4 protein-coding genes are annotated in these 2,670 nt (G+C 56.7%); all 4 read right to left on the bottom strand.

Annotated elements, in window-relative coordinates:
• Nucleotides 1-494, bottom strand: a 494-nt coding sequence (locus BLQ99_RS14635) for a 2-oxoacid:acceptor oxidoreductase family protein (protein ID WP_093692246.1), incomplete at its 3' end; no start/stop codon positions are given.
• A gap of 1 nt (nt 495) precedes the next feature.
• Nucleotides 496-1,314, bottom strand: a complete 819-nt coding sequence (locus tag BLQ99_RS14630; protein WP_093692244.1) for a 2-oxoacid:ferredoxin oxidoreductase subunit beta — start codon at nt 1,312-1,314, stop codon at nt 496-498.
• 15 nt (nt 1,315-1,329) lie between these two features.
• A complete protein-coding gene (locus BLQ99_RS14625; protein ID WP_093692242.1) occupies nt 1,330-2,457 on the bottom strand; it encodes a 2-oxoacid:acceptor oxidoreductase subunit alpha in 1,128 nt (375 codons plus the stop codon).
• A gap of 13 nt (nt 2,458-2,470) precedes the next feature.
• Nucleotides 2,471-2,653, bottom strand: coding sequence for a 4Fe-4S binding protein (locus BLQ99_RS14620; RefSeq protein WP_093692248.1), 183 nt, complete (start codon nt 2,651-2,653; stop codon nt 2,471-2,473).
• Nucleotides 2,654-2,670: the final 17 nt, after the last annotated feature.

Raw genomic sequence — 2,670 nt, 5'->3', positions numbered from 1 at the left:
GCGCGTTTGTTAACATCCTCGGTGCCGGGGGGAACGCGGTTAAGGACCGCCTTGGTAATGGACTCGACGCTAACGACATTGGTGGCCGCCACGATGGCGCCGAGGGCAATAATGTTGGCAAAGAGGCTTTTGCCCAGTTCGGTATTGGAAGTTTCGGTGATGGGCAGGCGGTAAACGTTTTTAACGTGTTCAGGGATTTCTTTAACGAAAGTAGTGTCTACCATCAGAATACCATCTGCCGGCAAGTCGGCGCAGTATTTGTTGGTGGCCTCCTGGGTCATGGCCAGCACCAGGTTGGGCTTGGTAACTTTAGGATAGTGGATGGGGCGGTCGGCGATGATGACCTCCGATTTGCTGGCGCCGCCGCGAGCCTCGGGACCGTAGGACTGGGACTGGATGGCCAGTTTACCGTCCAGCAGCGCCGCTTCGGCGAGAATGATACCGGCGAGAATAAGACCCTGTCCGCCAGAGCCTGAAAGCCGCATTTCAACCATATTACCGGGCTCCTTTCTGCGCTTTGGCGAGGATTAAATCATATTGCTTGGTGTATTCCGGCGCTTCGCTCTTATGCAGGACGCCGATGAGGAATTTGTCGGCAAGCTGTTCGGGGGCGAGCTTTTTCGCCGCCTCGACGGTGACGGCGTGGTCGCGCTGCCACTGCATCATTTTGGGAGCGTCGCCCATCTTGTTCTGACGGCCGTAGGAAATGGGGCACTGGGTGATGGCTTCCACCAGCGCGAAGCCGTCATGGCTGATGGCCTGGGCGATGAGGTCGACGAGCATTTGGGTGTGATAGGCCGTGCCGCGGGCGACAAAGGTGGCGCCGGCCGCTTTGGCCAGTTCGGCGATGTCAAAGGTGCGCTCGACCGTGCCGTAGGGCGCCGTGGTCGCTTTGTTGTTGACCGGGGTGAGCGGCGAATATTGGCCGCCGGTCATACCGTAAATGTTGTTATTGTAAAGGATCACTGTCAGGTTAATGTTGCGGCGGGCCGCATGGATGAAGTGGTTGCCGCCGATTGCGGTGCCGTCGCCGTCGCCGGTGACGACAATGACATTAAGATCCGGCTCGGCCAGCTTTATTCCGGTAGCGACCGGCAGAGCGCGGCCGTGAGCGGAGTGAACGGTGTCGAAGTTAAGGTAGCCCGAAGCGCGGGACGAGCAGCCGATACCGGAAACAATGACTGTTTTATTTTGATCCAGCCCCAATTTGTCGATGGCCTTGACGATGGCGCCGGTAACAATGCCGTTGCCGCAACCCGGACACCAGATATGAGGCAGACGGGGGCGGTAGTATTTTTCGATGATTTTTTCCATCACGATGCCTCCCTGTTACAGATTCGCGATAAAGTCGAGCAATTCCTGCGGCGAAATGGGCTCCGAGTCGTACTTGGCCAGCCCTTTGACGGTTGTTTTGCCTTCGACGGCCTTTTTGACTTCGCCGACGATTTGACCATAGTTGAGTTCGGGCACGACAATAGCCCGCACTTTTGCGGCCAGGTTAGCAATCGCCTTTTCGGGGAACGGCCAGATGGTGATAAGGCGCAGCATACCGACCTTGATGCCCTGTTCGCGGGCCTTTTCAATCGCCGCATACGCGGTACGGGCGGTGCCGCCGTAAGTGACAATGGCGATTTCGGCGTCGTCGAGCATATATTCTTCGTACAGAATGATGTCGTCCAAGTTTTGTTCGATTTTGTCATGGAGCCGTTTGATAAGTTTTTTCGTCGCGGCGGCTGAGCCATTGGGGAAGCCGGTTTCGTCGTGAACCAGACCGGTCACATGCCAGTGGTAGCCGGTGCCGAAGTCGGCCATCGGCGGGACGAGGTCTTCATCAGGCTGATAGGGCTTGTATTCGGCCGGCGGGACTGTCGGCTTTTTGCGGACCGGCGGGGTGATAGTGGAATAGTCAGGCAGTTCGATGCGTTCGCGCATATGGCCGACGATTTCATCAAGCAGCATGATGACCGGCGTGCGGTATTTTTCCGAAAGCTCATAAGCCTTGATGGTAAGCGAGAAGCACTCAGGCACACTGGCCGGCGTAAGGGCGATGATCGGATGGTCGCCATGGGTGCCCCAGCGGGCTTGCATCATGTCGCCCTGAGCAGGAGCGGTAGGCTGGCCGGTACTGGGGCCCACGCGCTGGACGTTGGCGATGACCAGCGGCACTTCGGCAATGGCGGCATAGCCGATAAGCTCTTGCTTAAGCGAAAAGCCGGGACCGCTGGTGGCGGTAAGCACCTTTTTGCCGGTGAGGGAAGCGCCGATGATGGCGCCCATGCTGGCGATTTCGTCTTCCATTTGAATGAACTTGCCGCCAACCTCGGGGAGGCGTTTGGCCATAACTTCGGCAATTTCGGTCGAAGGGGTAATGGGGTAGCCGGCAAAGAACTTGACGCCGGCGGCAATAGCGCCTTCGGCGCAGGCTTGGTTGCCTTGCAGGAGAAGGACTTTACCCACTTATATCACTCCTTTACTTTTCTACAAAGATTGCATAATCAGGACAGCGGATTTCGCATTGCTTACATTTAATACATTTGGACTCGTCGACAACTTTGATTTTGCCGACCTCATCCAGGGAAAGCACTTGTTTTGGACAGAAGGCCACACAAATGCCACAACCTTTGCAACGCTTCACCAGGGTCTTTAGCGCCATTTCGTTCACCTCCGTAC

It is taken from the genome of Sporolituus thermophilus DSM 23256, assembly GCF_900102435.1.
GTDB classification, from domain to species: domain Bacteria; phylum Bacillota; class Negativicutes; order Sporomusales; family Thermosinaceae; genus Thermosinus; species Thermosinus thermophilus.
This window is presented reverse-complemented; position numbering and strand designations above follow the sequence as displayed.

Bases quoted from the DNA above. Each gene is read 5' to 3' on its own strand.
- BLQ99_RS14620 (WP_093692248.1), bottom strand. From the start codon at position 2,653: ATGGCGCTAAAGACCCTGGTGAAGCGTTGCAAAGGTTGTGGCATTTGT.
- BLQ99_RS14630 (WP_093692244.1), bottom strand. From the start codon at position 1,314: ATGGAAAAAATCATCGAAAAATACTACCGCCCCCGTCTGCCTCATATC.